Origin of the sequence: Dickeya lacustris (genome assembly GCF_029635795.1) — a bacterium.
Classification (GTDB): domain Bacteria; phylum Pseudomonadota; class Gammaproteobacteria; order Enterobacterales; family Enterobacteriaceae; genus Dickeya; species Dickeya lacustris.
Genome location: NZ_CP114280.1, coordinates 4,113,779 through 4,137,379 on the forward strand (window position 1 = coordinate 4,113,779; position 23,601 = coordinate 4,137,379).

25 protein-coding genes and 4 pseudogenes are annotated in these 23,601 nt (G+C 39.8%); 18 read left to right on the forward strand and 11 right to left on the reverse strand.

All coding sequences use genetic code 11. The annotated features are described in order from the left end of the window. Nucleotides 1–100: 100 nt before the first annotated feature. The 3 genes from O1Q98_RS18660 to O1Q98_RS18670 all read left to right on the forward strand — a co-directional run bounded on the left by O1Q98_RS18660 (nucleotide 101) and on the right by O1Q98_RS18670 (nucleotide 1,917). Nucleotides 101–1,045, forward strand: a complete 945-nt coding sequence (locus O1Q98_RS18660; RefSeq protein WP_125260000.1) for an ArdC family protein — start codon at nucleotides 101–103, stop codon at nucleotides 1,043–1,045. A gap of 318 nt (nucleotides 1,046–1,363) precedes the next feature. Further along, a complete protein-coding gene (locus O1Q98_RS18665; protein ID WP_125260001.1) occupies nucleotides 1,364–1,600 on the forward strand; it encodes a type II toxin-antitoxin system CcdA family antitoxin in 237 nt (78 codons plus the stop codon). A gap of 2 nt (nucleotides 1,601–1,602) precedes the next feature. Next, nucleotides 1,603–1,917: a CcdB family protein gene (locus O1Q98_RS18670; RefSeq protein ID WP_125260002.1), complete on the forward strand. Its 315-nt coding sequence runs from the start codon at nucleotides 1,603–1,605 to the stop codon at nucleotides 1,915–1,917. Nucleotides 1,918–2,057: 140 nt separating this feature from the next. Here O1Q98_RS18670 and O1Q98_RS19830 read toward each other — a convergent pair. Beyond that, nucleotides 2,058–2,144, reverse strand: a pseudogene (locus tag O1Q98_RS19830) (mobilization protein mobC); the annotation flags it as partial. Nucleotides 2,145–2,327: 183 nt separating this feature from the next. Between O1Q98_RS19830 and O1Q98_RS18675 the strand changes: the two are divergent. Next, nucleotides 2,328–3,038, forward strand: a complete 711-nt coding sequence (locus tag O1Q98_RS18675) for a TOPRIM nucleotidyl transferase/hydrolase domain-containing protein (protein ID WP_240632785.1) — start codon at nucleotides 2,328–2,330, stop codon at nucleotides 3,036–3,038. A gap of 192 nt (nucleotides 3,039–3,230) precedes the next feature. Here the strand turns inward: O1Q98_RS18675 and O1Q98_RS18680 are convergent, their stop codons facing one another. Together O1Q98_RS18680 and O1Q98_RS18685 are read right to left on the reverse strand one after the other, a co-directional pair. Beyond that, nucleotides 3,231–4,082: a hypothetical protein gene (locus O1Q98_RS18680; RefSeq protein WP_205744273.1), complete on the reverse strand. Its 852-nt coding sequence runs from the start codon at nucleotides 4,080–4,082 to the stop codon at nucleotides 3,231–3,233. Beyond that, nucleotides 4,076–5,722, reverse strand: coding sequence for an AAA family ATPase (locus tag O1Q98_RS18685; RefSeq protein WP_125260003.1), 1,647 nt, complete (start codon nucleotides 5,720–5,722; stop codon nucleotides 4,076–4,078). The genes O1Q98_RS18680 and O1Q98_RS18685 overlap by 7 nt, the downstream gene beginning before the upstream one ends. Nucleotides 5,723–5,762: 40 nt before the next feature. Between O1Q98_RS18685 and O1Q98_RS18690 the strand changes: the two are divergent. Beyond that, nucleotides 5,763–6,870 (forward strand): annotated as a pseudogene (locus O1Q98_RS18690) (IS3-like element ISKpn20 family transposase). A gap of 15 nt (nucleotides 6,871–6,885) precedes the next feature. Here O1Q98_RS18690 and O1Q98_RS18695 read toward each other — a convergent pair. The 3 genes and pseudogenes from O1Q98_RS18695 to O1Q98_RS18705 form a co-directional block, all read right to left on the reverse strand. After that, nucleotides 6,886–6,978, reverse strand: a pseudogene (locus O1Q98_RS18695) (AlpA family phage regulatory protein); the annotation flags it as partial. Nucleotides 6,979–7,131: 153 nt separating this feature from the next. Continuing rightward, complete coding sequence (locus O1Q98_RS18700; protein WP_125259814.1) at nucleotides 7,132–8,046, reverse strand: hypothetical protein; 915 nt, start codon at nucleotides 8,044–8,046, stop codon at nucleotides 7,132–7,134. A gap of 415 nt (nucleotides 8,047–8,461) precedes the next feature. Continuing rightward, nucleotides 8,462–8,734 carry a helix-turn-helix domain-containing protein gene (locus tag O1Q98_RS18705; RefSeq protein ID WP_014699383.1) on the reverse strand — a complete coding sequence of 91 codons (273 nt, stop codon included), beginning with the start codon at nucleotides 8,732–8,734 and terminating at the stop codon, nucleotides 8,462–8,464. A gap of 146 nt (nucleotides 8,735–8,880) precedes the next feature. Here O1Q98_RS18705 and O1Q98_RS18710 point away from each other — a divergent pair, with 146 nt between their 5' ends. Next, nucleotides 8,881–9,195 (forward strand): helix-turn-helix domain-containing protein, encoded by a 315-nt coding sequence (locus O1Q98_RS18710; protein ID WP_125259813.1) that lies wholly within the window; start codon nucleotides 8,881–8,883, stop codon nucleotides 9,193–9,195. 184 nt (nucleotides 9,196–9,379) lie between these two features. Continuing rightward, on the forward strand, nucleotides 9,380–9,694 hold the full coding sequence (locus O1Q98_RS18715) for a helix-turn-helix domain-containing protein (protein ID WP_025918867.1): 315 nt from the start codon (nucleotides 9,380–9,382) through the stop codon (nucleotides 9,692–9,694). A gap of 133 nt (nucleotides 9,695–9,827) precedes the next feature. Here the strand turns inward: O1Q98_RS18715 and O1Q98_RS18720 are convergent, their stop codons facing one another. After that, the gene (locus tag O1Q98_RS18720; RefSeq protein WP_125259812.1) at nucleotides 9,828–11,099 is read right to left on the reverse strand and encodes a tyrosine-type recombinase/integrase; all 1,272 of its coding nucleotides are present in this window, start codon (nucleotides 11,097–11,099) and stop codon (nucleotides 9,828–9,830) included. A 460-nt stretch (nucleotides 11,100–11,559) separates the two neighbouring features. Here O1Q98_RS18720 and O1Q98_RS18725 point away from each other — a divergent pair, with 460 nt between their 5' ends. From O1Q98_RS18725 to O1Q98_RS18755, 7 genes and pseudogenes are all read left to right on the forward strand, one after another. Then, entirely contained in the window at nucleotides 11,560–12,423 is an 864-nt protein-coding gene (locus O1Q98_RS18725; RefSeq protein WP_125259811.1) for a DUF6387 family protein, read from the forward strand. A gap of 176 nt (nucleotides 12,424–12,599) precedes the next feature. After that, the gene (locus O1Q98_RS18730) at nucleotides 12,600–12,818 is read left to right on the forward strand and encodes a helix-turn-helix transcriptional regulator (protein WP_125259810.1); all 219 of its coding nucleotides are present in this window, start codon (nucleotides 12,600–12,602) and stop codon (nucleotides 12,816–12,818) included. A 20-nt stretch (nucleotides 12,819–12,838) separates the two neighbouring features. After that, complete coding sequence (locus tag O1Q98_RS18735) at nucleotides 12,839–13,171, forward strand: hypothetical protein (RefSeq protein ID WP_125259809.1); 333 nt, start codon at nucleotides 12,839–12,841, stop codon at nucleotides 13,169–13,171. A 74-nt stretch (nucleotides 13,172–13,245) separates the two neighbouring features. Continuing rightward, nucleotides 13,246–13,536: a hypothetical protein gene (locus O1Q98_RS18740; protein WP_125259808.1), complete on the forward strand. Its 291-nt coding sequence runs from the start codon at nucleotides 13,246–13,248 to the stop codon at nucleotides 13,534–13,536. 56 nt (nucleotides 13,537–13,592) lie between these two features. After that, nucleotides 13,593–13,958 carry a hypothetical protein gene (locus O1Q98_RS18745; protein WP_125259807.1) on the forward strand — a complete coding sequence of 122 codons (366 nt, stop codon included), beginning with the start codon at nucleotides 13,593–13,595 and terminating at the stop codon, nucleotides 13,956–13,958. Nucleotides 13,959–14,021: 63 nt separating this feature from the next. Continuing rightward, a pseudogene (locus O1Q98_RS18750) lies at nucleotides 14,022–14,260 on the forward strand (H-NS family histone-like protein). A 275-nt stretch (nucleotides 14,261–14,535) separates the two neighbouring features. Further along, nucleotides 14,536–15,984 (forward strand): ATP-binding protein, encoded by a 1,449-nt coding sequence (locus O1Q98_RS18755; RefSeq protein WP_125259805.1) that lies wholly within the window; start codon nucleotides 14,536–14,538, stop codon nucleotides 15,982–15,984. Nucleotides 15,985–16,145: 161 nt separating this feature from the next. Here O1Q98_RS18755 and O1Q98_RS18760 read toward each other — a convergent pair whose 3' ends face one another. The 3 genes from O1Q98_RS18760 to O1Q98_RS18770 all read right to left on the reverse strand — a co-directional run bounded on the left by O1Q98_RS18760 (nucleotide 16,146) and on the right by O1Q98_RS18770 (nucleotide 18,353). Further along, nucleotides 16,146–16,634, reverse strand: coding sequence for a DUF4756 family protein (locus tag O1Q98_RS18760; RefSeq protein ID WP_125259804.1), 489 nt, complete (start codon nucleotides 16,632–16,634; stop codon nucleotides 16,146–16,148). Nucleotides 16,635–16,792: 158 nt separating this feature from the next. Next, nucleotides 16,793–17,593 carry a hypothetical protein gene (locus O1Q98_RS18765; protein ID WP_125259803.1) on the reverse strand — a complete coding sequence of 267 codons (801 nt, stop codon included), beginning with the start codon at nucleotides 17,591–17,593 and terminating at the stop codon, nucleotides 16,793–16,795. A gap of 25 nt (nucleotides 17,594–17,618) precedes the next feature. Beyond that, nucleotides 17,619–18,353 (reverse strand): helix-turn-helix domain-containing protein, encoded by a 735-nt coding sequence (locus tag O1Q98_RS18770; RefSeq protein WP_125259802.1) that lies wholly within the window; start codon nucleotides 18,351–18,353, stop codon nucleotides 17,619–17,621. 1,245 nt (nucleotides 18,354–19,598) lie between these two features. On the opposite strand from O1Q98_RS18770, the gene O1Q98_RS18775 reads away from it, so the two are divergent. The 3 genes from O1Q98_RS18775 to O1Q98_RS18785 all read left to right on the forward strand — a co-directional run bounded on the left by O1Q98_RS18775 (nucleotide 19,599) and on the right by O1Q98_RS18785 (nucleotide 21,557). Further along, nucleotides 19,599–20,192 (forward strand): hypothetical protein, encoded by a 594-nt coding sequence (locus O1Q98_RS18775; protein WP_125259800.1) that lies wholly within the window; start codon nucleotides 19,599–19,601, stop codon nucleotides 20,190–20,192. 140 nt (nucleotides 20,193–20,332) lie between these two features. Further along, entirely contained in the window at nucleotides 20,333–20,485 is a 153-nt protein-coding gene (locus O1Q98_RS18780) for a hypothetical protein (RefSeq protein ID WP_240632767.1), read from the forward strand. Nucleotides 20,486–20,672: 187 nt separating this feature from the next. Further along, nucleotides 20,673–21,557, forward strand: coding sequence for an RES domain-containing protein (locus O1Q98_RS18785; protein ID WP_164513004.1), 885 nt, complete (start codon nucleotides 20,673–20,675; stop codon nucleotides 21,555–21,557). A 440-nt stretch (nucleotides 21,558–21,997) separates the two neighbouring features. Here O1Q98_RS18785 and O1Q98_RS18790 read toward each other — a convergent pair whose 3' ends face one another. Beyond that, nucleotides 21,998–22,375, reverse strand: a complete 378-nt coding sequence (locus O1Q98_RS18790; protein ID WP_125259816.1) for a hypothetical protein — start codon at nucleotides 22,373–22,375, stop codon at nucleotides 21,998–22,000. A 670-nt stretch (nucleotides 22,376–23,045) separates the two neighbouring features. Between O1Q98_RS18790 and O1Q98_RS18795 the strand changes: the two genes are divergently transcribed. Next, a complete protein-coding gene (locus tag O1Q98_RS18795) occupies nucleotides 23,046–23,600 on the forward strand; it encodes a membrane lipoprotein lipid attachment site-containing protein (protein WP_125259798.1) in 555 nt (184 codons plus the stop codon). The last annotated feature ends 1 nt before the right edge of the window (nucleotide 23,601 follow it).

Genomic DNA, 23,601 nt, shown 5'->3' on the forward strand with positions numbered 1-23,601 from the left:
ATGGCACGCATTTTGCGCCCTTGCGTGCCGGAACGATGCCGGGAAAGCGAACCGTCAGGCGATACGAAGACGAAATTCACACCACTGACGGAGAAAAAACATGACGACTTCCCTGCATACCCAGACTAGCGCCCCTAACACCGCAGCGGCGACCAGCGTATCCCCGCTGGAGCAGTCAGGCTCCTCAAAAACGAAATTTTCCAAAACTAAAACCGATATTTACCAGACCGTCACCGACAGCATCATTACCGCGCTTGAAGCTGGTGTAAAACCGTGGTCTTGCCCGTGGCAACGAGTGCCGGGCATGTCTGGGTTGCCTTCCAACTTCGCAACCGGTATCTCGTATAGCGGAATGAATATCATGCTGTTGTGGTGCAGTGCATCAGAACAGGGCTTCGGTGATTCACGTTGGATGACCTACAAACAGGCGCAGGCAGTAGGTGGGCAGGTTCGCAAAGGCGAGCACGGCACGACAGCCATTTTCTATACAACCTTAGAGAAGGAAAACGAAGACGGCGAAATCGACCAGATCCCGATGCTGAAAACCTTCAATGTGTTTAATGTTGAACAAATTGATGGCCTTCCACTGACAACTGAAACAGTCAGCCCTGAAGCAACCTTTGACCCGTTGCCGGAGGCTGAAAATCTGTTCCAGAAGAGCGGCGCAAACATCATTGAGAAAGGACAAAACGCCTTTTTCAGGCCCTCAACTGATGAAGTCTGGCTACCGGAGCGCCATCTGTTTTCAGATGCAGCTAATTTCTACGCTACTGGCTTGCATGAGCTGGTTCACTGGAGCGGTGGTAAAAAACGACTTAACCGTGAAATGAAAGGGAAATTTGGCAGTGCAGATTATGCGGAGGAGGAATTAGTGGCTGAGCTGGGAAGTGCTTTTCTGATGGCGGATTTGGGGATTGTTGGAGAGGTGCAGCATGAAAGCTATATTGCCTCATGGCTCCAGGCGCTGAAAAACGATAAGCGCTATGTTTTCAAAGCGGCCAGCGCCGCCTCAAAAGCGCATCGTTATCTGATGGATAAGATTTGAGTCGGAGATGATAAGCCGCAAAGGAGTGCGGCTTTAAGCTTATTGCGGGGCAGGGAAGGTGAGAGATGTTTAAATTTCCCTGCGAATTTTCTGGGCATTCGATGCCCGGAAAATTCGCAGGCTGCGGGTGCGGGCGGCAAAGAGCCCGCGCATCCCGCAAACGGAGTTTGTACATCGGTGATTGCTGTAAACGACGGCTCAGGTATGACGGCTGACTGTGAAGTTTGCAGGACTGCAACGATAGCAGAGCCTGTTTTTGGTGTTATGATAAGTGTATTATGCCGTGTAACACGCACGTATTCATGTAGGAGAGAAACCATGACCGCGAAACAACGCAACACGCAGAGCGTGACCATGACGGTGGAGCGTGGCTTACTGGTAAGAGCGCGTGAGGCGGGTATTAATCTGAGTGCTACCCTGTCAACCGCCCTGGATGCAGAGCTTCGCCGTCATGAAGCGAAAAAATGGCAGGAAGAGAACAGGGAGGCTATCGACGCATTAAATCGTTTTCATGATGAAAACGGCTGTTTCAGTGATGAATACAGGACGTTTTAACCATGCAATTCACCGTATACGGTAATACTGGGAAAAGCGCCATTTACCCGCTGCTGCTCGATGTCACGAGCGATATTATTGGGCAATTGAATCGTCGGATAGTGATCCCATTGCTCCCTATTGAAAAGTATCCGGCAGGCCGCCGACCGGATCGCCTTGTCCCCGTCGTCAGGCTGACGGACGGCAAAGAATACGCGGTAATGACCCACGAGCTGGCAAGTATCCCTGTCCAGGCCCTGGGGACGGTGTTTTGTGATGCTTTGCAGTACCGTTCTCAGGTAAAGGCTGCAATAGACTTCCTTATTGACGGGTTCTGACGTTTCTTTCTATGCTGTTAAACAGGCATGCCTTTAATCGTGGCTGACGGGAGCCTATTCCAGTTCGTCGATAGTGAGGAACAGAAACATCTGTCGTCAAACGGAACCGGAATACCGTTCCTTGCCACCGTTCTGATACTGTCAAACAGCCTAACCAGACCGCTGCTGTTAGCATCCGGAAAATTAGCCCACCATTGCATCATCAGACGACGCTGTTCAAGATGCTTGGTGATTTTACTCTCTGTCCGCTCCGTGCCAAAAGCGGACGTTGAGAACGCTTTGGGGCTGATGATCATTTCAGATGTTAATTAATTAAAGGCATGGTAATGTTTAGGCTCTGTAGGATAAATTTCCCGCAGTATTTTCGGTTATCAATAGCTTGTGGAGTTAACTCTTAGAGGTGTCAGTTAGTGGGAACAACAATGGAGGACATCCAATACGAAGAAATGTTAAATGAGCTTCTCTTCGAAAAAGTAATGAAGAATGAAGCAAAAAAACAATGTATTTACATCTTTGTCGAAGGTGAGTCTGAAGAACTTGCTTTTCAACCCTTACTTGAAGACTGTGGTATAGATTTCGATAAGTTTGGTATTGTAATTGCAAATTACAATGGGATTGGTAACTTAAAACACGCGATAAGACTTCTACATAAAACATTGAGCCATGATCGACCAATAATAGTAACGTATGATGATGATCATGAAGGAAAAATAATAAAGAAAATAAATAGCCCATTGATCACATACTTTAAAATACCATTTAGCCCTGTAGTTTCTTATAATGATGGATCTTTAGGCGGAACATTTGAAGAAAGCTTTCCTAAAGATTGCTTTATAGAAGCTTGCTTTCAGCAAAATGTTATAGCTAGTTCTTTTTTATCAAAACGTAATGACTTTGAAAAAAAATTTAATCCAACTCAGCCATGGTTAGCTCAATTAGCACAATTCATTTCTTCCAATGGTGGGTCTCCTAATTCTATAAATAAAATAAAATTAGCTGAAAACATGATGCTTTCAGTATCTCAGATACCTGAAACCTATAATGAGTTAGCCAAATTAATTATTGATATTAGAAACAAAAATCCAATAAAGCATCCTGATGATGTAGATTTGAATTTGTAAAAAATACTATACATTTTCATGAACAGCTCTTTCCGCATTTGGTAGATATTATCGCAACGTCATATTTTCGCTCACAACGGAGCTTCTGCACAGTCAGAACGTCCGCCCTGTACCTAAAGCAGACGTTCCAACAATTGAGCTACTTAATCGTGATGAATATCTTGAATTTTGTTTTATAAAATATAATACAACTCACACCATAGGTAATACCTCATTGGATAAATATTCCATTAGATTTTCATTACGTAGCACGCCGTCATAGAAAATATATCCCCAAGAGTTAATTGACTTTTCAAGAGCCATATCACGAAAATTCTCCAACTGCTCTCTTACATTCAAACCTTTACGGCGTATTTTCCCTACGAGACGCAGTAATCGTAAATAATTACTTTTAAAATAACGATTGTAGCGTGCAGGTATTTCTAATTCCGTTATGTGTCTCGAAATTAATTTCTGCAACTCTCTGTCAATATCAGGGTGTGGATAAAGTTCAATTGAAGTAGGTGCATTAAATGGTTCATGAATATCCAAAACTAGCACTTGTTGTTCTATAAAATCATCAAAGTAAGGGTGAATAAAAAATCGGTTACCTTCATCATCATTTATCTTAACGCCCTTAGCACCCTGGCAAATATCACACATTGGGAAAAGATTTACTAATGTGACTGAAAATTCAGGGAAAATATCCTTTGGCAAATAATGATCAAGAGTATTAGGAGTTCCATCTTCGCCGCATGCCGGGCAATAATCTAACTCTCGATTTCGCAAATTTTCCAGAAGGGGTTTCTGAACAGATTGCTCCCCTGGGGATAGATATAGGTTTTTGAATCGCCCATGAACTGATGGATCACTCATCTCTTCCCAAACTTCAATAAACTCTGAATTGCCACCAATTTCAATATATTTAAGGACCCGCATTCTCCATGCTTCTTTGATCCGGTTAAAATAAGCTTGATGCTTTCCTCTCTGGCGCTCTTCAACAATGCGCTCAAGTAACTCAAGATCATTCAGCTCTAAACGAGGGTAGTTAAGGTGTATCACCACTTATCCTCCGCCATTGCATGGATCTGAATCAACATCTCTTCGTTGATGTTGTTACCTAAGGCTTCAATAAGTTTTTTTGCAGACCCGTACTCTTCCAACTTTTCTAGTAGCCACGCCTCGAATGGTTTAGAAACAGATTTATCGCCGAAAACATAAGACGAAATCCGTTGTATATCTCCACCAAAAGTTTCAAAAGGGGGATGGTTGATAAATAGACCATCATTAGTGCGTTCAAAAACATGTACACAGTGTCGGGGCAGTTCACGCACAGTTACTAATGAATGTGTGGCCAGCAAGGCCTTGGAACTATAGTTACTAAGGATTTTCTTCAACATTTGGATGAATGCAATTTCAAGCGTCGGGTGTAGGAATAGTTCAGGTTCATCAATTAATATGAGACTGTTTCGGCGCATTGCTCCTAAAATATTCGTAACCATGTAGGAAAACAGTCGCTGACCTGAACTCAATTCAATAGGTGAACCTCCCTTAAGGAAAACAATTCCGGTACGGGCGTGGAGATACTCACGTAATTTTTTTGTATCAGGTTCATCCATACGGGATGGACGAATCGGAATATATGCATCTGGTTGCTCATTGCCATCAATTATCTCATCGACTTTGATGTATGAATCCTCCAGTAGCCATGTACCATCTGCAAATAGTTGAGCTTCATCTTTGAAACCAGCAACACCAATGGCGATATCATCAAAATCAATTGCGATTTTGAGTACAGAATAAAGGGTCATAATCTTATTGGACCAAGTCTTAATTGCACCGTATTTACGATCATCTTCAAGACATGATATCAAGGAATAAGCAGCATTAAGATGAGGCGATTGTCGAGATAAACGGATTTTTTTATATTCTTTTCCGTTAGAATCCTTTCCTGTTTCATAAGTTCGTAAGCCAAAGTATCGATAAATGCCATGATCTTTTCGCTCATTACCATTCTTTCTATCGGCTGCTTCACTATCAAGTGGGAACAATTCAAATGGACTGTAAGAAATTACAACAATCTGATTAATGTTAGGTTCTTCTTCGAAACCTGTTTTGTTTTTTTCACCCGGGACTTGTCTAAGCCAGTCATCGACAATCTGAATTAAAGCTCGTGATTTTCCAATACCATTGGGACCAATCAGGACATTAATATCATGTGGTAGTGGCGTAACGGTAGCAAAATTCAGATTTAAGGGTTGGATATCTCCCGCAGATGTTAGAAGGCGAAAGATCATGTTGCCTATACTAATCCCTTGCCTGTTTAGAAAGCGCCATCCATCTAGAAATGCTTTAATAGACCCACGCTCACGTTGGAGCGACTTCTTAAACCCGTCTGAGTTAACTAATTCTAAGCTATTGGTATCTTCAAGAATATGAACCATGTAACTCGCATCACAGAGAATTTCTGCAACCTTAGTGGCAGCGTCCAAACCAAGGTGCCCATCTATTAGTTCATAAAAAGTAATATCTTCCGGATTTGAAACATAGGATAAATCTTTAATAGGGAATACACCATCCCATCCTTTTGAGACAAGTTCATCAAGATAACTGAAAGATATCATTTGATCTTTGATCAAAATCTTAAGAGTCGGAAGTTCAACCTCTTTGCCACGGTAATCCCCCCGAAAAACCAGTGCATGCATAAGTAGAATTTTCTCCTAACCTGAATGCAGGGGGATTTCTATGAAACGATCACGTTTTACTGACAGTCAGATCATCACCATTCTCAAACAGGCTGAGGCGGGTACGCCGGTTCCTGAACTGTGCCGGGAGCATGGCATCAGCAGTGCCAGTTTTTATAAATGGCGCTCAAAGTTTGGCGGGATGGATGCTGCACTGATGAGCCGACTGAAAGAGCTTGAAGAAGAAAATCGCCGACTAAAAAAAATGTATGCTGAAGAGCGTCTGAAGGCCGAAATTATTCAGGAAGCGATGGCAAAAAAGTGGTGAAGCCATCAGACCGGAAGCAGATGGCTCTGCATGCAGTTGAACACCGGGGATCAGTATCCGTCTGGCCTGTCAGCTCTTTGTCGTCAGCGAATGTTGCTACCGATACAGGCGCTTACTGAGTCAGGAAAATCAACGGATTGCTGACTGGCTGGTGCGCATCACGGACAGCCAGCGAAACTGGGGCTTCGGCCTGTGTTACCTGTATCTGCGCAACGTGAAAGGCTTTGTCTGGAACCACAAGAGAATTTACCGGATTTACTGCGAACTGTCGCTGAATATGCGGATAAAACCTAAAAAACGGTTGAAACGTGAAAAGCCGGAACCACTGAGGGTCCCCACTGGCAGTAACGAGAGTTGGTCAATGGATTTTATGCATGATCAGTTGTCAGATGGTCGCTCCGTTCGTCTGCTGAATATTATTGATGATTTCAATCGCGAGGCCCTGGCAATAGAGGTCGATTTTTCCCTTCCGGCCAGTCGGGTAGTCAGAACTCTCGAACAACTGATTGAATGGAAAGGGAAACCGGCATCGATTCGATGTGACAACGGACCAGAATATGCAGGTAACACTCTGATAGTATGGGCTGAACGACAAAATATCATCCTCAATTTTATTCAGCCGGGGAAGCCACAACAGAATGCGTATATTGAGCGTTATAACCGGACAGTGCGTTATGACTGGCTGGGGCACTATCTGTTTTATTCGCTGAGTGAGTTACAGGAATACGCCACACAATGGCAATGGTTCTATAATCACGAACGACCGAATATGGCACTGAATGGCTTCACACCAATGCAGCATATTCAGCGCTTATCTGATTCTACTTATCTGCCCGGTTAAAAATGGGGGGATTACCGTACCTTCTTTCATGTACAGGTAGATTTGCGAGCGTTTCAGACCGGTTTTTACTTCCACTTGTTTCAGGCGTAATAACTGATGAGCTGTCATAAATACCTCCAGTGCAGAAATGGGATATGCCCGGAGATGACAAAAAAACACAGTGAGGAAAGGAGTGAAAGTGGAAGAACCCGTATTACGGACACCACAATCCTTAATACGGGTTTTTAGATTGAAGCGTGTAATGTCATTTTAATTGGGTGCTTAAACGGACGTCGGCGAACCACGTTCAAGCGCCGTTTTTAACGTATCGCCACTGAATCGATCGGTCATGCCTTCGTCTGATGCCCATTGTTCAAAGATGGACAGAAGCTTATAAGGTTGCCTGATTAATGGGCTGATAGCTTCATTGTTTTTACAGGCAAGCCAGAACAGTCTGGATAATGGAGTGGATATTCGCGTCGAGGAGGGGGGAGAGGTATCGTTTTGGGCGGGCATGTTAATTAATTTCTCAAGTTCGGTATGTTTTATGACGAAACAGGCATCCTTAGGTAAATCATGAATCGGAAAATATTCTCTATGGCTATACTGCCTTGTTTTCTGGTATAGGATTTTTTCAGTAATATGTGATGCGATATTTTTAGGGAGTCTCATGATTTGCTGTTTTATCCTTTCGCGATACCTGATTTTCTCAAATATTTGAAAGTGATCGTCGCCGATATTGACAGTAAGACCATAGTTAACGTGATTTTCTCCGATTACAGGTAGTGGAATACCCAGAGATCTCGCTAATAAACGTTGAACCAGTACATATTCATAGCCGATAAGCGTTGTATCAATCACTTGTTGAGTGGGGTAAGTATATTTCCCCTCGGTGGTGACGATTAAGTTTCTGTTATTGATGAAACAGTTTTTTTCGAGAATGCATAGCTGGTTAATCAAATGATTGCCTATAGGCTTAAGTTTTGCCTTAGCATTTGATGTTTTGATTCTTCGTAAGATGACTGGAGATTGGAAGTAGATCGAAAGGTTGATGTCACCATATAAGGCATGGCGATAAATATCAGCTTCTGTTAACGGTGAGTTTCTTATCTGAGTCGCTATTGCAATAGCTTCTGGTATCGTAATCCAGTTAAATGCATCACTTTTGGTATTGAACATCCTATTTTTCATTATCATGATTCATCTCCTTTATATGAAAATGATATATGCATAGGTGTCTAACATTCCCTTATGCAGCCATGACGTATAGATAGGATTCTAAAAATGAGGAATAGGATTAATGAGAGGTTGTTATTATAACGATGATGTTATTAATCGCTTTTCGCTGGCGGTCACAAAAATGTTCCAACTGGGACGCTATCAGCAGATGGGTCAACATTCCTAATGTCGATTTTTATTCTGTGTGTTGCTGGTTTTATTCAGAGCAATACGACCAAAGCTCCACATCAAAAAGGAATGAAAATATCCTGATTCAGGGCATATCAATTGGTTCGAGGTAATTAACGAACCAATTGATGATGCGGAATGGTTGAATCGAGTGGAGACCAGAATGTTATTCCCTGATTGTTGGCGATTAAGCCCAGCAAGTGATCTAATTGTTTTTATGACGAATTTCTCGCGGAATGCGTTGCCCTTGTGAATCGAAATAACGATTCGGCCAGATTTCACTCGCTGGAATGCCCAGTGCGTCGGCGATCAGTCGTTCACCTTTCGGCCAGGGTCGGTTTAGTGCATTTGCAAGCGTTGATGAACTAAGACCTGCCTCACGTGATACGGCTGCTAACGTCGTCTTTCGTTTGCGCAGGGCTGCAATGATATCGGCAGGATGCCAGTCCATTCGTTGTTCCTGTTGTTCAATGTTCATACTTCCTCCTCTTGGATTAAAACTTTACTTCTTCCAGTAAACTATATCTTTATTATGGGTGAAAAAACAATCAAAAATAAAGATAAAATTTATTTAGGAAAGAAATGCTTTAAGAAGGGCTTGCAGAGAGAAGCGATAATCAGTCTATGTTGATCAGTACAGTGGATAACACCGTGATTGGTAAGCGATTAAGACTAGCCCGGGTGAACAAGGGATTAAAGCAGGCAGAGCTCGGTTGCCTAGCTGGTCTGGATGAGGAAACGGCAAGCTCTCGCGTGAGCCAATATGAAAGAGAAGTCAGTGCACCAGATTTTGGGCTGGTTTCTCGGTTTGCTACAGTGCTGGATGTTCCTGAAGCGTATTTCTATGCCGTCGATGACGATCTCGCCACCTTGATCTTACAGTATCACCGTTTCAAGAAAGCCAACCCAAACTCCATGCTGCTCATCACACCTCAGTAAGGTTGGTGCCCTAATGCGTCTGGTGTTCAATTCCTGTGCGTTTACCCTTCTAAATTTAATTATTCCTACTATCAATAAATTAAATCTTCATTTTTGAGTTTAAAATAACCAATAATAAATTTTAAATTTACTGGGTAAAGAACCACTTTAAGAGAGGCATGGCGGGAACGGCGATAATCGGCTTATGTTAATCTGCGAAGCAGGTAATGCCGTGATTGGTAAACGATTAAGATTGGCCCGAGTGAATGCAGGGTTAAAACAGGTCGAGCTCGGTTGTCTCGCTGGGCTGGATGAAGAGACGTCGAGTTCCCGCGTAAGCCAATATGAAAGGGAAGTCAGTTCACCGGATTTTGGTCTGGTTTGCCGGTTTGCGGCGGTGCTGGATGTGCCGGAAGCCTATTTTTATGCTGTCGATGAAGATCTCGCAACGCTAATATTGCAATACCATCGTTATAAGAAAAGTAACCCTAATTCTACGTTATTGATTACCCCGCAATAGGCCTTCATTCAGGTATCATGGCTGCATAATTCACTGATTTTTCTCTATTTTTTTTGAAAGGTTGAGGCAAGATTTTCTCGCAGTCTGAAAAGCAGATCCTGTTATCAGGATCTGCTTTTAGGTGCATTATCGATCAGGCCGCTCCAGCCGTCTTATGTTGTTGAGCATAAATGTATGGCGCAACATATCCTTCTCGGTTGGTATCCAAATAATCTGACCACCATTGCATCATCGCTTTACGGGCATCGAGATATTCAGCTTTATGGATGTAAGCCGCTCGAACGCTATTGCGTTCCTGATGGCTCATTTGACGTTCAACGGCATCCTGCGACCATAGGCCAGACTCCATCAGGGCGCTACAGGCCATTGCCCGGAATCCGTGACCGCAGATTTCATCTTTCGTGTCATAACCCATCAACCTCAGCGCCTTGTTGACTGTGTTTTCGCACATCGGCTTATACCGATTATGATCACCGGGAAATATTAGTTCCTGATGTCCGGAAATTTCCCGTATCTGTTTCAGAATAGCGACGGATTGACGGGATAGGGGAACGATATGCGGCGTGCGCATTTTGGCCCCACGCCCGGAATAACGCACTCTGGGGATGGCTTCGCGGGTGGCTGGAATGGTCCAGATTTTGTTTCTGAAATCGATCTCAAACCAACGGGCAAAACGCAATTCGCTGGAACGGATGAACAGGTGCAGGGTGAGTGAGACTGCCAAGCGGGTTAATTCTCTCCCTTGCTTGTAGTCCTCAATGCTAGCCAACAGCTCCGGTAGTCGCTCCAGCGGAAGGGCAGGGTAGTGACGTTTAACTGGAGGGGCGATAATGCCATCCAAATTTGCCGCCGGATTGTGCTCTATTAATTCCTGATGCACGGCATGACGCATGATGTTGCACATATGCTGCCGGGTTCGTGCCGCCACTTCCAGCAAACCTTTTTTCTCAATCCCTTTCAGCAGGTCGATGAAGTGGCGAGTTTTCAGTTCTGTGACCGGCAGGTGTCCAATTATCGGGAAGATATGGTTATTCATGCTGGCGAGCAGACGGGCGGCATGGTTTTCTGACCAGGTTCTGTTGCTTTTATGCCAGCTCAATGCCACGGTCTTGAAACTCTTTGCAGGTGAACGAGCCGCCTTTTCTGCGGCACGTTGCTGCGCTGGGTTGATATTCTGTGCCAGCAACTTGCGGATACCGTCACGCTGTTGACGAGCATCGGCCAGAGAGACATCAGGATAGGCACCTAAGCCGAGGCGGGATTCTTTTTTATTGATACGATATTTGAGATACCAGAGGCGTGAACCGCCTGGATTAACCAGCAGGTACAGACCGTGAGAATCGGAAACTTTGAATGGTTTTGCGGATGATTTTAAGTTGCGGATTTTTGAGTCGTTAAGAGACATTTGGGGGTCACTCCGTCATCGAACCAACTTGACCCCAAATCTGACCACCAAATTCTCCCGATGCGGAGGGAAAACTGAAAATGCATCGGGAAGACTTTTCACGCTAACTTATTGAATCTGAATCACATAGAGATTCGCAAAGCGGCATGAAAACAAGAATTTGGCTCCTCTGACTGGACTCGCACTTCATCTGTAACTCCTGTTATTCGTGGTTTTCATAATGTTAGTGTTTTTTATACCAACACTTCTACCAACATTATTTAATCTGCTTGTATAAAATGTCAATTAAAAACAATTGGTTATGACAACATGCGGTGCTGAACTCTATTGAACAATATGCATGCTTGGGCTTGGTATGCTTTTGCTTTTATCCGCTTTATTTCAATAGATTAGCAACATCAAAACCGATATCTTTAGGCATAACATATCAAAGAGATAAGTAAAACCAAAAGGATACGTTATGACCAAAGCGGAGATCGCCGAAGCTGTTAAGGAATGGTTCAATATTGAGAATTACAGCGAGCTTCATGATTTGACGGTCGAAGAGCTTTTCCAAGAGATAGAGAACCGAATTATCGTTTACCGGATGGAAAGCCGTCTGGCTTCGATGAGTTACGAAAACAGGAAGATACATGATGATTACTATGATGATTTGCTGGATGGTAAAGTCATTTTTGGGGATATCTTCGAAGGGCCAAAGAAAGAGCTTTCTTCCAGCTATGCCATCAAGCCTGTCACACACCAAGGGCTATGGGAGGTGGCGGGTTATGTTGCTGCTTTCGATAAATACGTTAACCCGGAAGGAAAACCCCTACCTCATATGGAAGTCTCACACTATCTGAAGGAAGCCGGGGTAAACAACGAGGGGCTGATGCTGGTTCAAATTAATCTGGCGGAAACGTCATCCGAAGAAATCATAAATCACCTTAAAGTGATGGTGCCTGAGTGGAAAGAACAACTACAGGCTCCTGAGCCTCCAGCCAGAGATTTCCGTTTTGGGGTTAGCAACCTCAAAAGAATACTTGATTACAACATCATTCCCATCATGGATTTGCTGTTCTGGGCGCAGGGTGAAGAGGTCAGGATTGGTATGCCGCAACTGACCAGCTTTTTATACCCTGATGAGTTCAAAGGCGGTATTCGTGATGTTGAAAAAGTGAAATCAACAGATCATCCACTGGCAGTCAAGTATCTGACAAAGCATACTTACTATCAGTCTTTTGTCGATTTTACGTACAGATACGACGACAGAAGACACTGGAAAGTACAGGAACTGATCGAAGATGAACTTGGTAAGGACAAGGAGGAACTTGATCAGAACTGACCTTTCAAGAGGCGGTGTGTTGCGCAATGCAGATATCGCCTATATTCACTGAATCTGAACATACCCAATTTTTATCCTCCCAAAAATCTGCGTAAAAAACTCTTTTCTGAACATCCCTAGTTTAGAACAAGCCAAAATCCTAGAATTATCTCCATCGAACAACACAGGAGATAAATATGGTTCAAATCGAAGAAAATAAAAAACAGCGCTTTATTCGTTTGCCGGAAGTAATAAGAAGAACAGGATTTGGTAAGACGTGGATTTATGAACTTATCAAAGCCGGACGTTTTCCTACACAGGTAAAAACGGGTGTAAGAGCAGTAGCTTTTATCGAAAGTGAGATTGATGCGTGGATTGATAACGCCATTTCACAATCACGCAGTGTATCTAAATAATATAAACAAGAGGAAATAAAATGAAGAGTATGGTATTGCCATCAATGAAAATGAATGTCACCAATGATTCCACAAGATATTTTATATTAAAAAGTTGTGAGGGTTATGATAAGTATTTACGACGCATGCAGGAATGTGTGGGGGAAAGGTTCTATTACCTCCTTGAGGATGATGAGTATATGGAAGATATTTTAAAAGCAGTTATAGGAAACAGCAAGATAGGTTTTAACAAGTTTTTAAAAAGGCACAAATATAAAGGTTCACTTAATGATGTTCACTTTGATGAAGTTCTTGTGAATCTACGCGAAATACACAATGCAGTGAGCTTCTATATTTTAAACGACCACCAGTAGGTGTTAGATCTGCCTCGTCAGGGTAAATAATATCAAAGTGAAATATAAAAGCATTTAACTATGAGGATATAAATATGTTTAAAGAAAACGTTATTGAAAATAAATCCACGGCACTGTTCTTTGATCTTGCTAAAAGGTCGTTTAAGGCAAGCTGGAAAGTCCTGCAAGAGATTAATGGTGAAAGTACGGAGCTGCTGGATGAGCCTGATTTTATGAGTCCATTCATTATGAATGTATTTGACCATATCCAGAACAACTTTGAGAAGTTTACGGCCCAAGAAGGTAATCGTGGTGATATTACCGAAGTAAACTTTGAACAAGTCGCGGCAATGTTGGTGCGGTATTCAGATTGTTTTAGAAAGTAAGTTTAGCGTTGCCCCGCAAGGGGCTAACAACCATAAATATAACAGAAGGATTAAAAATGAAAGAGATAGTATTGAAAGAAAAAAGTGAAGCAGCAATATATATTATTTCAACAGTATTACAGGGGTATTGTGAAACGATTTATCACATAAATGAAAAAGAGCCTGAAACAGCAATGAATATTGTATCAGGAGAAATGCTATCAGAAATATTTTATGACGTTCTGACTGCACATGAAGTTGAGGTGTGTGTTAAAGATGAGAGATATAAAGATTTATCTGACATCAATCTTGATGAGTTGAAGGAAAAGATTTTATATTGGCATAAAGAACATATCATTGAACTGGTGTTAAAAAACATAGAGCAAGATGGCACTGATGACCGTATTTATTGGAAACTTAAAATAACAGTAAATCATCAATGATTAATGGCTGTATTCCCTCGCTGAGAGGGAAATAAAATAGAAAATAAAACTGAGAGGCTTAATATGATTGATGAATTCCACGTAATGTTTATGTACAGAAAAATCCAAGCTGAAGCCGCTACGACAGACCTTAAAACCCTGAACCAACTGTTGAAGAAGTTCCGCAAGGTTGTAGCGGAGCGGCGTAAAGAATACTATCAGGAGATTGGTGAGAAGAAGGCGCGTAAGCTGAAGATGAAGAGGCTCCTCAGTTGATGGAGAAGGATGGGGTATCACCAGAGGATCTGCGTGACTGGCGGTAATTCAGATTTGATCGGTATTTTTATTAATGGGGCTATACTATCATCTGATAGGCCGTTTTGAGCCATAGGAGAACATTACAAACTATATAATGCGTTAAAAACTGGGGAATAGATCACTCCTCTTCCTGCTATACCACCAACAGTGATAATTAATTGCTGTTGATTGTTTTATATCTTAACTATAGGATATAAGATCCGGTGTAGTGTCGTTAGGTGCAGTATTTATATACATCTGTATATCCGTTCGTCCGCTGCACAGTTATCAAGGGGCGTTAGTGAAAAATTTTCTACAAGTCTCAAGAAATGAGTTCTTAAACGATTTATACACCGTTGTCCGTCCGGCAGAACCAATTGATACTAATGAGTTTCTGTTCGGTCGAAGCGATCAGGTGGATACACTCGAAACAGCACTACATGCGCCGGGTCGCCATGCTTTTATTTATGGTGATCGCGGAGTTGGTAAATCCTCTTTAGCGCATACCGTTGCTTTCAATATGCAAGAAGAGAATGATCCTATTTTTGTGAGCTGTGTTCCAGAGTCTACGCTTGCAGGGATCATTGCTGATGCTTTTCGGGATGCGGTCGAACAGATTGATGCTAGTCGTTCGGAGTGGTCTGCGAGCGCATCTATAGGTATTAGTGCCACTTGGGTTAAGATTGAAAACAAAACGCATAAACAACAGCAAGAAAAAGTGGAGATCAATGATGTTTCTTCTGCTGTGTATGCATTGGGCTTATTAACAAAAATTCACTCAAAAGCCCCTTATATTGTCATTGATGAGTTTGATAGGATAATATCACTTGAAGAGAAAGAGAAATTTGGCACTCTATTAAAACAGCTCGGTGATAAGAAAAGCCCTGTAAAAATCATATTTACAGGTATAGGCGATTCATTAAATGAATTGCTGGGTGGACATGCTTCAAGCTCACGCCAAATCCAAGAGTTAAATCTTGAGCCACTGTCGTGGAGTGGACGCTACGCTATTATTGATAGGGCATTTAAGGAATTTGATCTATCAGTACCTGATGATATCCGTTTTAGAATTGCTGGTCTTAGTGATGGTTATCCGCATTATGTTCATCTTATCTGTGAAAAGATGTTAATTAAGGCTTATCAGAATAACACGGATGAAATAAATTTTCATTTGTTTTTAGACGGTTTAAAAGATGCTGTTAGTTCTGTCGCTGAGTTTTTGAAGAAAGATTATAACTTAGCTACAGCAGGTAGAAGCCCGGATGTGGCGTATCTTCTTTGGGCTGTGGCGGATTCGGCAGATATGCAGCGTAAAAAAAGTGATATTTTTATTTCTTACTCTGACGTGATTGATCAACTTGTCTGGAAAAAATTAATAACTAATGCTCCACCTGACGAGAAAAAGTTTGGAAGGATATTGTCTCTATTAGGCAAGGCTGATTATGGAGAGATTGTTGTTTCAGCTTTCGGAAATAAAAGGCGTGGATTTTATAAGTTTAAAGAAAGCATGGTTAGAGGGTACGTAAAAATGCACGCTGAAATGAGAACCATTAAATTAGATTTTGAAAAAAATTTCACAAGCAACGAACCAACGGTCAAGGCTAAACTAAGTACGCGTGGACGTAAAACATTTTCTCAAATTGAAAAAGAGATTGAACAGGAAGAAGAGAAGCGAACGCTTCAAAGTGAACATGATAATGAACTGTTGAAAACTCTTAGCAGTGAATATGCAACACGTTCAAAGTATTAATCATCTTAGTAGTAAAAGTCTATCAATATTATTTTCTGGTGGTGCGGGCGTAATGTCTGCATTTCACCACTGTCAGGTTCAATCTGATAAAACTCAGAGCGTTATTAGATAATATTACACCGTATTGTTGGTGCTGCAAATATTATTGTTATCATAAGTATTTAAACATCCATTTTCCTGTTTTTTGTATTCGTTATCGCATATCCATTTACTAAAAATGATATATCAGAAAGTTGCTCAAGGTTTTTCTCAACAGACTGCTGAAAATCAAGTGCCGCTTCAGTTCGTTGCTTTACCACGAGAGCGATAATTTCATCATCACTTTTTTCTACAATCGCTTTCGCATAAAGCCTGCGTTCATAAAGCTTATTAAAATCCCCTGATGATTGGACAGATTTTTTAGCTTCTGAATAACTTATAGGATTAAGTTCATCGATGAAATTAACCATTAGAGATTTTCTCTTTTTATCTAGCCTGTGTAGTTCTGTATGTGCAGATTTATATTTCTTAATTTCATATTCAAATGCGTCTTCATTACGCAGTTTACGATATCCTCCTTTATATTCATCCATTGATGGTTGTTGTTTTAGTTTTTCAATAGTATCTAAATATGCTAATAAATCGCTGTTGTCTAATTTTACATTCCTCATAAATACCTCGTTAATAATGATTGTTATATTTATATATTAAGGTATATAGAGAAAGTGTCAAATTGAGCAGATGGTTAAAAATTATTTTCATCTGCGTTCCCGGTGAGTGTAATATTAACCCTATACCATTCTGGCATAATAAATTGTAAAGGGGTGTTTTAAACAAGCTGAAGCGTTTTATATTGCTCAAAAATCAGCTCACCATTATCAGTATAAATCTCAACCTTACCTATTTTACCATCAGGTCTTTTGATTGAATAACGAATCAATCTGATATCGTAATATTTATCTAACAGATCTTTTCGATTAGCAAAATATTTTGACTTTGTTGTATGATTTATTAGATAGTTATAGCTTGAACAAATATGTTTTTTGAAGTCCCTTTCGGATAAGCCACTTTCTTTAATTTTTTTGGTGATAAAAAATTTTAGCGGTCGCTCATATTCTTCTTTCTCTCTGGCTTTACGGGTTTGTTCTTCCTTCTTACGTTGCTGTTCGATGAGATAGAGCCTATCTTTCTCTGCCTGTTGGCGATTTTGTTCATTTTGAATGATGCTACTTACCTGCGAAGCTGGAATAACCTGAATGTTATTTTCCCAATATCGATAAGGATTACTCGACTGAATGTTTTCAACTGTAGTGAATATTTTATTTGTATCAAGTTTTTTATCAAAAGAAATAATACGATTATTACCCTCTTTTGCGATTAGTTTTGCTGTATTCTCTAAGTTTTCCTGACTTCTTAAATTAAATGAACCTACAACGGTGTTTCGGCTATTGTGATATAAAGCTTGTTTTTTATTGTCACGATAACATTCAAGATAAGAATAGAGTTTGAACTCTTCAATGCCAAATGTTTCCTCAAGCATAGCCATCTGTTCAGCTAAGACATTCAGAATGTCGTTTTTAGATAGTTTTTCATGAAGTTTTATCACAAGTGAACCGGGTAGTTTTTTCATTTTTTTTCTTGTTATTATTGTTTTATCAGGATACTGCTTTCAAAAGATTTGTGCCATCAGCTAAGTTTTTTCTTGCCACTTCATTTTCTTTCGTTCGTTTGTATACCTTTCGGGGTTTATCGATCTTGATACTATTTTTAGCATTAGGAACAGCATTATTCTTTTTCTTCTTACTAAAAATAAAGGCATCCGTGTAGATCTCTTTCGTTTCTGTTTCCAACGCTAAGTTTCGTCTTTCTTGCTTTGAGTAATCAGTATAGTTTTCTGGGTATTGTTCAATCTCTGCATGAAGACTTCTGGCATTACTTAAATGCTCTTTACGCTTCTCATCAAGTTGATGGCTTAGACCTTTGGCGAAAATGTTCGAGTTAATATACAGGTGACCATGATGCTCAACGAGTATTCCTTTCTGTTTTAGTTTTTTGAATATGTTTGACATATTACCGGATGCGATATTCAATGCTTTACAGAGTGATGACTGTGAAAGGTTGATAAGATTTCCGAACTCCATGTATTCCAATATATAGGTCAATACGCGGAATTCATTCTTAGATATATCCAAATCAGAAAAAACACGAAAGTTAGAAGTAAAAGCAAAAACATAAGGCTGTGCAAATGAGATCGCTTTATCTTCATCTGTTGCGATGACTGTGGTCGATTTTATTTCTTTGTTTTGCAGTAAATGTCTTGCGATATAAATCTTTTGTTCCGTGGTTAATGTTTCAAATAGGCTAAGTAGTTCAGTGTCATTAGTATTCATAGTATTCTCTCTTATAGTTTTTATTATGTTATTTTTAATACTATGCAGAAAAATAAAAGTCAATAGTTAAACTATAAATAAAATAGAGATTTTATTATTATGCTATTGTTATATGTTAAAAAAACTATGTTCAAACATAGATCTTGCTATGTTCGAACATAGGACGGATCTATGTGCGCACATAGGAGTTTGCTATGTTCGAACATAGCAAAAAAAGTTATGAAGCCTTGATTTTATTGGGCTGGGACAGTGCTTATAATTAAATAATTAGTAAGAAGTTAAGAGAGTCCAGCTTTCCTTTTTTCTTATGTAAAGAGAGTTTTACGTGAAAATATGCGGTTTTCTTGATGCTAATTTTCAGCGATGTGATTGTTTCATACAATCACGAAGCGCTGCTGGTGTTTTAGGAATACTGCAATTGTTTTTCTTATATTTTATTGGCGGCTATCGCCGCAATTCTTTATGGATAAATCCATCACTAACAGGGGCAAGCCCTGTTCCAGCAATGTGATTGTTTCGGACAATCACGAAGTGCTGCTTCTCTGAGTATAGTTTTCCTATACGTTTAAGAGCAAATGCTATATGTTTTAGTGCTAATACTGTTATGACATATAGGTTCAGACATATCTTATTATGATTAAATGAACAGAGATTGATCGATCCTTTTGGCTTTCCTCTCAACATAGAAAACACTATTGTTAAATCGTTAAATATATTTTACAGCGTTAGGGCGTAGCCGTGCGTCAGCACATGAGCTTCAACTCATAGATGGTGGAGATTTTCAAAAAGAGGTTAGTGAAATAAAAAGGAAAGCTTCACAATAAAAAATATAAACTTCATTCATAAACAACTAATCATTTTTAATGTCGAAACCCCTCATGGCGATCATAAAAATCGCCCGGTTTCTTTTAACCCTCTTAAGTATTACATCTTACTTATTGCAAAAATTAAATTAAGGAAAAATTGGCCTGTAGCTCTTACAGTATAAGACTTAGGACGAAAGTATATGACTGACCGTACGGTCAGTGTTCCTGACTCTGTAATCAGTTTCTATGTCATTTTCAAGCGTAAAAACGACAGCATGCTAAATTACTAACGCTAGGGAAATTCAGATATTGAAAAAATAAAAAAGAATCCGATGATCTCTGTGGTAATTACTTTACTCTGAAGAGAGTAATAAATTTGATTTTGATTATGATTATGGGTATATATTATATTTATTAAATAATAATAAAAGAGGTAAATATGATTACAATAAAAAAAGTTATATCGGGAAATGGCAGGATTCATTTTTATAAAAAAGAATCTCAAGGTAAAAACATCGGGTTTTTAAAAACATTAGTGACTGTTGTAGCGATTTATTTATTTTCTTTAAATGGAGTCGCCTATGCAAAAACAGATAAGGTTCAGTCTAATCATGAGGTTTTAAAGTTTAAAATTTCTTTCGTTGATTCATGTGACGGATCTGATCCATCTAAACCAGTTTATATTACTGCATCTACCTCTGGTGGTGATATTACTCCAATTCAATTTGATATTAAAAATGAAACATCATCTATTAGCTCAGTTTCTGCCATTCTTTATCCGAAAAGGCATAATGGATTATCAGATACAGTTGATGTTTTACTGAACTACACCATTACAAGCATTGATGGGATTCAAAAGATTGGAGATCAAAATAGTATTGTTTATGCTGAAGCCCCCATTACATCACAGATAATGCAAAGAATAAACATTACTACTGAAAAATCGAAACCTGTTTCAATAGTCAGTGGTATTCCTTGTTCTGGGCGGTCCAAAGAAAATTGGCGTTATAAGTTGACATTAGAACGTTTGTAAATGCGGATAATAATCTGGAAATTGATTCCTGAACTCAGCCAAGTCAGCGAAGAAACTGTAAGGTCGCTGCTGCCATAACCTGAAACCTATAACGGTCAGAATCCCAAAACGCCCGTTAGTGTTCTGGATGATGTGGTAGGATGAAAACCAATGCTCCAGATGAGTCCATATTGATGAATGCGCTTGTCCCTGAAGATAACTTCTTATCTGAATTGAATACCTTTGGCGGTATGGTGCTTCACACAGATATGGGCTATCCAGTAGCTGAATATATTGGTACTGACACAAAATAGCGATAGAATCGACAAACCCTCCAGACATGTGGGAACTTACTAATGGCTACGTGATAGTGTTCAGAAACGACGAGTTGGAGCATAGTCTTAACGGTGATCTCTATGAGGCGATGCACTATCTCAAGCTGTTGACACGCTTAAGACCGCTGAGTGTGATATTTGGTGAAAATGATACATGAGGATTTCAATGATGGCTCTTTTAGGGTTGAATTTAGATCAAGTGATGAGATTCAAAGAAATGTTAGAAGAAATAAAAAATAGAATAAAAAATGATGAGTTATATAGAAATAAAATAATATTTCGAGAATGTAATGAAGGTATAAGGGTTATCAATATTTTTAAAGAGTTATTGAGTTTTTTACGGATAACTAATCAGATTGAAACTGATACTAATTTATACCGAGTAAGATACATAGGTGATGAAAATATTAATTATTACTCAACTAGAGAGGATTTAATGTATCCCCCGTTAAAAAACACTAAACTCGGACGATTAAATACAACGCACAAACAAATATTATACACGTCTTTTCATGAGTTTACAGCAATAGCTGAGTCAGGGATTGCAGAAAATCAACGATTTCAACTTACAAAATTTAGAACGGGGAATATAAGTTTTTACAAGCTAGGGTATTTTTTAAACTCTTACTTTCAACGTCCAAGAGATTCAAAGGAAACAAACGACTTCTACAGGTCTATATTTGGTGAAAATTTTACTGATGGATTTATTATGGGGTTAGCAGCGGCAGAAAATGTTCTTTTGTCAATATTGAACGATAAAACGGAATATTCATATTACCTGTCAGCATTATTGTCTGAGGCTATTTATGAGATAAATCCTGAAATTGATGCAATCATGTATAATTCAATTAAAGACAATACAGGGATTAACCTTGCTTTTTTTCAAGAGTCGGCAGAGAAATTGCGTATCGTATATAGTTGTTCTAATGTTTTGACAAGGCATTATTTTGATTCTTTTTTTAATTATAAGACAACACATGAAAAAATATATCATCAAGAAGATGATGTGTCTGATTTTATAGCGGTTAAAAATAATGCGAGATATAGATAAAATGATTCCGATTAAGTATGGGTTTTTCTTTATTTACCTTACTAAAACTATAATTAATAGGTGGTTATAATTCTGATATATTTATTTTAATTTATTCGGAGAAGGTGATTGTTTAATTTACCACCATCAGAAAGTTATTTATTTTCAATGGTCGTGGAAATGAAATTTTCAATTGGAGTAATGAAATTAAGGTTCAATAGGCTATAAATCTATAGGGTTGATTTATTAGTTTATGTAAAGATTGGCGGCATAAAATAGAATGATAATAACACCTATATAAAATTATAAATATTTATCGAAAAAAATTGGCGTCGCCATATGAATTATATAATATGAATTTCAGTCAGGTTATATAGAAAATGAAAGTATAGCCTCAACGGGTGTAGATGCTCATTGTGGCTATTGGTATTTAAAAGTATATGACGTCAATTATACAACCATCAATCCAACAACCCCCGCGAAACCTTACTCGCCGTCTGGCTGAAATTATATCGGTCAACAACATTCCCCTTGAACCAGATCTCAAGGGAGTTCATATGAGCGGTGTTGCTGTTCTTCAGTAGGGCCAGACCGGGGATGTAGTTCGATATCTGACTCTCGCCTGACATACTGGAGTAGGACCACATTTCCTGACCATCATTGCTGGCGCGTGATTGAGGATCACCGAATGCAGCTAAGATTTCCTGCTGGGTAGTTTTCCCTTTAACGATTTTGGTTTTAACGCTCTGTTGGGTTTCGTTTTTCAGAGATTTATTACCATAAGTCGTACAGGCGGAAAGAGGTAGGATCACCAGTGCCGCAATAAGCATTTTTTTCATATTAACTCCGATAAAACATAACAATAAAAAAGCAGTATGAGGGAGATTAAAAATCGTGTTGGTCATAAACCGCCACAAGCCTGTTTCATTGATTACTGGCGAACGTATGCCTCCACAGAAAATGGAAAAGCATTAGGTGAACGAGTAATCGGGTAAATTAAGTGATTATCACGTTATTCCATATGAAATCTTGCCTGCGTAGTTTCCCTGATGTGCATAACAGCCATGTCCTGCCCCATAAACAGCCTGTAGCGCGTTTCTTACCATCTAAGGCATTTGCTTTTACTGAGCCAGAAGTACGTGGCAAATCGCTTTATGAGCCTCTGGTTAACTCTATCTATCAGCGTCAGGTATGGCAAGTAAAATGATCGGTATATCAGATCGATAATTGCATATTGATAGATGATAGCGATTAAAATAGGTTTATCGATCGGTATTTTAATTGTTTTAATCGATCGAATATGCAAGTTATGATAGTTAATGTCTATCATTATTTCAGTTTTGATCGTTACAAACGATATGACGGCCAGCAGAAATAATTGAAAGCTATCAATTGGTTAATGAGGTGGCTTTGCTCTTATGTGTCTTTCAGAACAAGCTGTAACGGACACCGGTAAACAGTCGCCTCCCTTAAATGACAGCGTTTTTGATTATCAGGATGGATAAGTAGATGAAGAAGATTTTGCTCGTTGCTGGCACGGCACTGGTTCTGGCGGGATGTGGTGAGAAAGGCGACTTTGAGAAGGCTATCAACGCAAAAATATCACAGTCCAACGTGTGCTACTCACTAAAAGACAATGATGTTGTATTCAATAAAGGCTTCCCCAGACGTGTGAACCGTGGTTTTCGCTCTGCCGGATACAGTGCCAGTGATGAAATCCTTAAAGGGCTTGTTGAACAAGGGCTGTTAAAGGTTTCACAAGAATCTAACGGGTTTAACAGTGTTGATGTTCTGGAAGTTACCGATAAAGGTCAGGAAGTCGAGTTTTGGGATCGCAAAGATGGTGCCTGTGTGGGTCATCGTGCTGTCGCTGAGGTTAAAAGCTGGACCGAACCCAGCGAAGGTAATGGCGTTAAAATGACGCAAGTGACCTATACGTGGAAACTCGATGGTGTGCCGGGCTGGGTGGATAAGAAAGCCTTTTCTGGCGTCAAGGGGATGGCTACACCTGAAGAAACCAAAACTGTTCTGGTGAAAACCAATAACGGCTGGTCAGCACAGTAAT

Coding starts and splice junctions, on each gene's coding strand:
- O1Q98_RS18735 (WP_125259809.1), top strand. CDS start 12,839: ATGAAGAGTATGGTATTGCCATCAATGAAAATGAATGTCACCAATGAT.
- O1Q98_RS18765 (WP_125259803.1), bottom strand. CDS start 17,593: ATGAAAAAACTACCCGGTTCACTTGTGATAAAACTTCATGAAAAACTA.
- O1Q98_RS18790 (WP_125259816.1), bottom strand. CDS start 22,375: ATGAAAAAAATGCTTATTGCGGCACTGGTGATCCTACCTCTTTCCGCC.
- O1Q98_RS18770 (WP_125259802.1), bottom strand. CDS start 18,353: ATGAATACTAATGACACTGAACTACTTAGCCTATTTGAAACATTAACC.
- O1Q98_RS18670 (WP_125260002.1), top strand. CDS start 1,603: ATGCAATTCACCGTATACGGTAATACTGGGAAAAGCGCCATTTACCCG.
- O1Q98_RS18725 (WP_125259811.1), top strand. CDS start 11,560: ATGACCAAAGCGGAGATCGCCGAAGCTGTTAAGGAATGGTTCAATATT.
- O1Q98_RS18685 (WP_125260003.1), bottom strand. CDS start 5,722: ATGCATGCACTGGTTTTTCGGGGGGATTACCGTGGCAAAGAGGTTGAA.
- O1Q98_RS18780 (WP_240632767.1), top strand. CDS start 20,333: ATGAAAACCAATGCTCCAGATGAGTCCATATTGATGAATGCGCTTGTC.
- O1Q98_RS18745 (WP_125259807.1), top strand. CDS start 13,593: ATGAAAGAGATAGTATTGAAAGAAAAAAGTGAAGCAGCAATATATATT.
- O1Q98_RS18740 (WP_125259808.1), top strand. CDS start 13,246: ATGTTTAAAGAAAACGTTATTGAAAATAAATCCACGGCACTGTTCTTT.
- O1Q98_RS18700 (WP_125259814.1), bottom strand. CDS start 8,046: ATGATAATGAAAAATAGGATGTTCAATACCAAAAGTGATGCATTTAAC.
- O1Q98_RS18705 (WP_014699383.1), bottom strand. CDS start 8,734: ATGAACATTGAACAACAGGAACAACGAATGGACTGGCATCCTGCCGAT.
- O1Q98_RS18715 (WP_025918867.1), top strand. CDS start 9,380: ATGTTAATCTGCGAAGCAGGTAATGCCGTGATTGGTAAACGATTAAGA.
- O1Q98_RS18760 (WP_125259804.1), bottom strand. CDS start 16,634: ATGAGGAATGTAAAATTAGACAACAGCGATTTATTAGCATATTTAGAT.
- O1Q98_RS18710 (WP_125259813.1), top strand. CDS start 8,881: ATGTTGATCAGTACAGTGGATAACACCGTGATTGGTAAGCGATTAAGA.
- O1Q98_RS18730 (WP_125259810.1), top strand. CDS start 12,600: ATGGTTCAAATCGAAGAAAATAAAAAACAGCGCTTTATTCGTTTGCCG.
- O1Q98_RS18660 (WP_125260000.1), top strand. CDS start 101: ATGACGACTTCCCTGCATACCCAGACTAGCGCCCCTAACACCGCAGCG.
- O1Q98_RS18775 (WP_125259800.1), top strand. CDS start 19,599: ATGATTACAATAAAAAAAGTTATATCGGGAAATGGCAGGATTCATTTT.
- O1Q98_RS18785 (WP_164513004.1), top strand. CDS start 20,673: ATGATGGCTCTTTTAGGGTTGAATTTAGATCAAGTGATGAGATTCAAA.
- O1Q98_RS18795 (WP_125259798.1), top strand. CDS start 23,046: ATGAAGAAGATTTTGCTCGTTGCTGGCACGGCACTGGTTCTGGCGGGA.
- O1Q98_RS18665 (WP_125260001.1), top strand. CDS start 1,364: ATGACCGCGAAACAACGCAACACGCAGAGCGTGACCATGACGGTGGAG.
- O1Q98_RS18720 (WP_125259812.1), bottom strand. CDS start 11,099: ATGTCTCTTAACGACTCAAAAATCCGCAACTTAAAATCATCCGCAAAA.